This window comes from Nautilia sp., assembly GCF_053994455.1.
In genome coordinates, this window is the sequence record NZ_JBMYAU010000053.1 from 1 (window position 1) to 5,150 (window position 5,150).

The window sequence follows — 5,150 nt, forward strand, 5'->3', positions numbered from 1 at the left end:
GATGTATGAGATGATATTAGGTGTTGTAATCGGATGTTTTAGTGCGGCTATAGGTATGTGGCTTTACTTTGAAGTTGAATACAGAAGGAGAAAGAAAAAAATTTGGAAAGGAAGACTATGATGGGAATTATGATTGTGGAAAAAGTAGTGGTTAAAAGACCTGTGATGATAGTTAAAAAGATAAGTTTTAAAGAGGCAAAAGAGAAAATTTTGGATGAAGCAATAAAAACGGAAGATGTTGAACTTATCGGAGCTTTGACATTGCTTCTTAATACTATTGAAAGGAAAAGAAATGGCTAAGAGAAAAAAACCGGAAGTAAAGGTTAAAAAAATTACAAGTTTAAAAGAAGCCGACTTGGTTCTTAAAAGACTTGCCGAATTAAATAACAGCATAAAAAAAATCGAGGCTGAAACTGATGACAAAATAAACGAGATAAAAGAAGCGGCTAAAAAAGAAGCTGAACCGATTTTACAGGAAATTGAGGCACTGGAACATTCTTTAGCGGTTTATAGCGAATACAACAAAGAAGAGCTGTTTAAAGACAAAAAGACAATTGAGCTGACTTTTGGATTGTTTGGATTTAGGCAATCTACGAGTATCAGCATTAAGAAAAATACTCTTGAGCTTTTAAAAGAACACGGATTTAAAGAAGCAATAAAAATAAAAGAGAGTGTAAATAAAGAAGTAATGAGAGAGTGGTCGGATGAGAGGCTTAGTCTTGTGAATGCAAAAAGGGTTGTAAAAGATTCTTTTTGGGTTGAAGTTAAAGAAAATCCAGTAGATTTAAAGGAGTAGAAAATGGCTTTTATTGAGTGTTTAAATGAAATTTTAAAATACGAGGGAACATATTCAAATCATAAAGATGACATTGGTGGAGAGACTTTTAGAGGTATAAGCAGATTTTACCACAGCGATTGGGACGGCTGGGAAATAATTGATATGGTAAAAGAGACAATCGATGGAATTAAAATCCTAAAAACCGGAGATATTACTCCGGCTCTTGGTAGTGTTTATAACGATAAACTTAATCAGCTTGTGGCTTTGTTTTACAAAGAGGAGTTTTGGGACAGAATCAAAGGGGATGGGCTATCTGAAATTGATGAAGAGTTAGCTTGTGAAGTTTTTGATATGGTGGTGAATATGGGAGTGAGAGCCGCAATTAAAAACCTTCAAAAAGCGATAAACGCAACTTATCAAAACTACATTGATGCAAGAGTTGAGATAGCGGAAGACGGAGTTTTTGGAAAGGTAACCGAAAAACATTTAAAAGAGCTTAAAGAGCATGAGTTGATTACGGAACTGATAGAATATTTTAGAAAATACAGGGCTTTAAGATATGCGGAGATTGTAAGACACAATCCAAATCAAGCGGTTTTCATTTACGGATGGTTGAAAAGGGCTTTAAAGGTTAGCTAACACCCCACAAGCGGGGACCCCAAAGAAAAGAACTCTTCTTAAAGCTCCTTGCGGGGAGCTTGATAGAGGAGTTTAAGGAGGAGAAATAATGACAAAGAAACAAAAGAATTATAAAAAGGCTCTTTTAAAATTGGTCCATACTTCTAAAATGTATAAAGAAGTGTATGCAAACGATAGAGAGCTTTGGGAAGAGTTTTTGAATAATAATTATGGAGTTAAAAGTTCAAAATATCTTAGCATTAGTGAGCTTGAAGGGTTAGTGGATTTCTTAAATTACAGAACTACAAAAATAAAAGTAGAACCGGCTACAATGAATCAGATAAGATATATGAACCACCTATGGAATAAAAAAGGGAGAGTTAAAGGCGTGTTCGGGCTTTTGAAGTTTATACGAGGGAGAATGGGGTTTGATGTGCTGAAACTCAAAGATTTGACAAAAGAACAAGCCACAAAAATAATAATCGGGCTTGAGAAATTAAGCCCCAAAAAACCTGACGGTTTCTCGGGGACCCCTTAACTATACCCTACAAAATCTGGTGATTTTGCGGGAACCCCTTAATTTTTACAAAAACATGTCTTTTCGGAAAGCCCCACCTTTGTGGAATTATAACATAAAGGTGGGGAAATGATTTGTCCTAAATGCGGATTTGAAAAAACAAAGGTTTACGGAACGAGAAAAGGTCTTGTAAATGAGAGGTTTAGAGAGTGTCCAAAATGCGGATATAGGTTTATTACAAGAGAAGTTATAAAACAGGATAGTTTGCCATTTGAGTATATAGAATATCTTAAAGAGATTGGGGAGATTGAAAAAGATGATAAAATTCAATAAAGGAATATTATGAGAAACATTGAGCTTTTTAATGTATATGTGGCTAAGATTTTTGATAGGTTATATGAGGAATTTCCTTTGGGTGTTGATATTGAAATATGTAAATTCGTAGATAAAGAAATTGACCCCTTTAGTTTGGAAGTTCCAAAAGAGTGTGAGATACTTGAACATACTTTTTATTTTTTAAGAGATGAAGGGTTTATCAGATTTAAAGAGGGAAATAATCACTATTTTTTAGGTGTTACTCTAACTTCAAAAGCCTTAACTCTTTTAAAACAAACCCCAAAATCAGTAAAAGAAAACATCAGTATAATTGAAACGATAAAGCATTGGCTAAGAGAAGGGAATATGGAACTTGTAAGAAAATCGGTTGATATGTTTTTTAAGATGATATTAGAATAACTTCTCAAGATAAAACCCTACCGCTTCAAGTATCTCTTCTTTTACTCTTTTACAATAATTACTTCCTCTGCAAATTCACATTTATATCTTTCAATGTTAAAAAACGGACATTCTAATATTTCGGAATTATTTTCAAAAATGTAAGATAAAAAAGATTCTTTTAATGAGTCCTTATAAAGATAAGGATTAAAGTTATCGGGTTTGTAATATTTATCGATATGTTTGCAAGGAAATGTCTGAATTACTTTATTTATTTTTTTTAATTTTGATTGGGGTTTCTCATCGGTAATTCTAATTACAAAATCTCTATGAGAAGAAAAAAAATCTTCATAATAGTTTATTTGAATTTTTTTGCAAAAATTTGCACAATTAGAAACATTTTGTGCAACACTTGCACATTTTACTATTGCTTCAAATTCATAAATATTTGGCTCAAATAATAGACCTTTTTTATAAAAAAATGCTCCTTTTAAACCTTGCGTTAATTTTATTAAGTTTACAAGTCCTACTAAATCTGAAACTTTTTTTTCAAATCCGACTATATGATAGGTTTTATTTTCAATATTAATTTTTTTATTTGGATATTTGCTGATTTCAATTAAAATTGCAGGATATTTCACAGAAGATGTTTTAGCTATTAGTGCAATATATTCAAAATTTTGAAATGTCGGATAAGTGGTTTGAATAATTTCATTCATCAAGTTTCCTTAAAAAGTTTTCCAAAATTATATCAATTTCTTCTTCAACCGCTTTTGGATATATATAATCATCTCCTTCTTTTACGATAGGTAAAAACTCTCTTGCCGGAATTTTGGCCGAGCGGTTTTTGCCAGCAAGTCCTCCGAACTGATGAATAGCCGCATACTCTACATTTGTTCCAAGCACAAGCTTATTTTTGCTTGCTTCAAAATCTATACTCTCAGCCAAATGACCTCTGTTTTGAAGGATTTTTTTATAGCCTTTTTTTGCTTTTTGTTTTTTTGTGGAGTCTTTAAGCGGAGTCCATGGTTTGCCTAAGAAACTTTCACTTTCAAAGTTTTCTTCCACTATGTCAATTAGAGTATGTCCGATTTGATTAAATACAGGCGTTAAATCTCCGAGGTTTTTTTGAAGTTCGGATAATTTATCGGTTATGTTTTCTTCAAGTTTTACTTCTACTTCAAAGCTCATTTTTCAATCTTTATTAATGAAATATTGTTTTTTGAGAGATGTTTTAGTGTGGATATTGTCATGGTTATATTTGATATAGTTTTCAATGTCAGTTCATCAAATGGGGTATTGCATACAGGGCAATTTGTGGCTTTTTGTTCTTTTTTCAGGTTTATTTGAATTTGGGAATTACAATTTTGGCATTCAATTTCAAGATAATCTATTTGATTTAATGGAAGTTTACAAATTGTTTGTAACATTTTTACTCCTTTTTTTGTATAATTATAGTGTAAGTTGAATAGATAGCGGGTTTGTGGTAGCCTCCACATTAAAAAAAGGTCATACCCGCATCTATTCAAATAGCTTTTTGTTAAAATACATTAAAATCCCTTCTCTTCTTTTGTCTAATTGTTTTAATTTAGTTATTTTAAAAAATGTCCAAAACAAACTTCCGTCTCGTTTTAATTCCGTTATAGCTACCGTGTTTTGAGTTTTTTCCTTGAAAAGTTTTATAAATCTATATCTTTTTTTGAAATATTTTTCATTCTTATTTTTAGACTTATGAGCCCAAATTTCATCAGGTTCTTTTAATGTAGGCAGTATATATTTTGCAAAAGTTTCTCTCACATCGTTTTCTTTTACTAAGTGGGCTAATAATTTTTCATCTATTAAAACATCAGTAATAGGTGTTTTTACTTTTATCTCTTTTTTATCTCCTAAAATCTCTTTTTTCAGAATTTCTAAAGCTTCTTTTTTATCTTTTGCTTTGGGAAGCTTTGGTGGAGCTGGAGGAAGGTTTTGAAGTTTTATTTTCTCAGCACTTGGCAAATTAAAATCTTTGTAATTAGTATTTGCTTTTGTCTCAATATCTTTATCGGTAAATCTATCAAAAAACCTTCCCTCTCTTACATCATATGCCCAGTCCTTATCAACTGCGTTTTTTGGTAAGTTTTTTTTATCTGTGGGAGTTACTTTTTTATGAGCCGGAATTGCTCTAACACGGCAGCGGCAGTTCCAGCCGTTTGGTGGATAGTGAGTTTCCCAAAACGGGTCGTCTTTTGGTAAGATAGTTCCGTGTAATGCTCTGTGGCTTGGTCTTGTTTTGTTATCCAGAATTGCTATATATTTTAGATATTTTACATTATTATCTTCATAATATTTTTTTGCTTTTGCAACCTGATATGAAACCCTTGCGTTTGTATAAAAAATTGTTTTTAATCTTTTTGTGCCTACAAATATTTTTTTAATTTTTCCGGTTTTAGGATTACGAACTTCAACTTCTCCCCACCATCCTTTTTTAATAAGTATCGGTTTTATGTTTTTCTTCCAACTTTGAAACGAAAGGCCGTTTTT

General features: G+C 31.8%; 10 protein-coding genes. 6 read left to right on the top strand and 4 right to left on the bottom strand.

Annotated features, from left to right (window positions below):
- Positions 1–117 precede the first annotated feature (117 nt).
- The 6 genes from ACXJIE_RS03470 (at position 118) to ACXJIE_RS03495 (ending at position 2,648) form a co-directional block, all read left to right on the top strand.
- Complete coding sequence (locus ACXJIE_RS03470) at positions 118–300, top strand: hypothetical protein (protein WP_456479588.1); 183 nt, start codon at positions 118–120, stop codon at positions 298–300.
- Positions 293–796: a host-nuclease inhibitor Gam family protein gene (locus ACXJIE_RS03475; protein WP_456479589.1), complete on the top strand. Its 504-nt coding sequence runs from the start codon at positions 293–295 to the stop codon at positions 794–796. Before ACXJIE_RS03470 ends, ACXJIE_RS03475 begins: the two co-directional genes overlap by 8 nt.
- A 3-nt stretch (positions 797–799) precedes the next feature.
- Positions 800–1,417, top strand: coding sequence for a glycoside hydrolase family 108 protein (locus ACXJIE_RS03480; protein WP_456479590.1), 618 nt, complete (start codon positions 800–802; stop codon positions 1,415–1,417).
- An 88-nt stretch (positions 1,418–1,505) separates the two neighbouring features.
- On the top strand, positions 1,506–1,934 hold the full coding sequence (locus ACXJIE_RS03485) for a phage protein GemA/Gp16 family protein (RefSeq protein ID WP_456479591.1): 429 nt from the start codon (positions 1,506–1,508) through the stop codon (positions 1,932–1,934).
- A 108-nt stretch (positions 1,935–2,042) separates the two neighbouring features.
- Positions 2,043–2,246 (top strand): NrdR family transcriptional regulator, encoded by a 204-nt coding sequence (locus ACXJIE_RS03490; protein ID WP_456479592.1) that lies wholly within the window; start codon positions 2,043–2,045, stop codon positions 2,244–2,246.
- 9 nt (positions 2,247–2,255) lie between these two features.
- Positions 2,256–2,648, top strand: coding sequence for a hypothetical protein (locus tag ACXJIE_RS03495; protein ID WP_456479593.1), 393 nt, complete (start codon positions 2,256–2,258; stop codon positions 2,646–2,648).
- Positions 2,649–2,689: 41 nt separating this feature from the next.
- Here ACXJIE_RS03495 and ACXJIE_RS03500 read toward each other — a convergent pair whose 3' ends face one another.
- The 4 genes from ACXJIE_RS03500 to ACXJIE_RS03515 form a co-directional block, all read right to left on the bottom strand.
- Positions 2,690–3,346, bottom strand: coding sequence for a hypothetical protein (locus tag ACXJIE_RS03500; protein ID WP_456479594.1), 657 nt, complete (start codon positions 3,344–3,346; stop codon positions 2,690–2,692).
- Positions 3,339–3,818: a phage virion morphogenesis protein gene (locus tag ACXJIE_RS03505; protein WP_456479595.1), complete on the bottom strand. Its 480-nt coding sequence runs from the start codon at positions 3,816–3,818 to the stop codon at positions 3,339–3,341. The genes ACXJIE_RS03500 and ACXJIE_RS03505 overlap by 8 nt, the downstream gene beginning before the upstream one ends.
- Entirely contained in the window at positions 3,815–4,057 is a 243-nt protein-coding gene (locus ACXJIE_RS03510) for a hypothetical protein (protein ID WP_456479596.1), read from the bottom strand. The genes ACXJIE_RS03505 and ACXJIE_RS03510 overlap by 4 nt, the downstream gene beginning before the upstream one ends.
- A 91-nt stretch (positions 4,058–4,148) precedes the next feature.
- The coding region (locus ACXJIE_RS03515) for a PBECR2 nuclease fold domain-containing protein (protein WP_456479597.1) at positions 4,149–5,150 on the bottom strand (1,002 nt) is incomplete at its 5' end.

What these genes read in the sequence shown, in the direction of transcription:
- ACXJIE_RS03470 (WP_456479588.1), top strand. Translation starts at nt 118, where the DNA reads ATGATGGGAATTATGATTGTGGAAAAAGTAGTGGTTAAAAGACCTGTG.
- ACXJIE_RS03475 (WP_456479589.1), top strand. Translation starts at nt 293, where the DNA reads ATGGCTAAGAGAAAAAAACCGGAAGTAAAGGTTAAAAAAATTACAAGT.
- ACXJIE_RS03480 (WP_456479590.1), top strand. Translation starts at nt 800, where the DNA reads ATGGCTTTTATTGAGTGTTTAAATGAAATTTTAAAATACGAGGGAACA.
- ACXJIE_RS03485 (WP_456479591.1), top strand. Translation starts at nt 1,506, where the DNA reads ATGACAAAGAAACAAAAGAATTATAAAAAGGCTCTTTTAAAATTGGTC.
- ACXJIE_RS03490 (WP_456479592.1), top strand. Translation starts at nt 2,043, where the DNA reads ATGATTTGTCCTAAATGCGGATTTGAAAAAACAAAGGTTTACGGAACG.
- ACXJIE_RS03495 (WP_456479593.1), top strand. Translation starts at nt 2,256, where the DNA reads ATGAGAAACATTGAGCTTTTTAATGTATATGTGGCTAAGATTTTTGAT.
- ACXJIE_RS03500 (WP_456479594.1), bottom strand. Translation starts at nt 3,346, where the DNA reads ATGAATGAAATTATTCAAACCACTTATCCGACATTTCAAAATTTTGAA.
- ACXJIE_RS03505 (WP_456479595.1), bottom strand. Translation starts at nt 3,818, where the DNA reads ATGAGCTTTGAAGTAGAAGTAAAACTTGAAGAAAACATAACCGATAAA.
- ACXJIE_RS03510 (WP_456479596.1), bottom strand. Translation starts at nt 4,057, where the DNA reads ATGTTACAAACAATTTGTAAACTTCCATTAAATCAAATAGATTATCTT.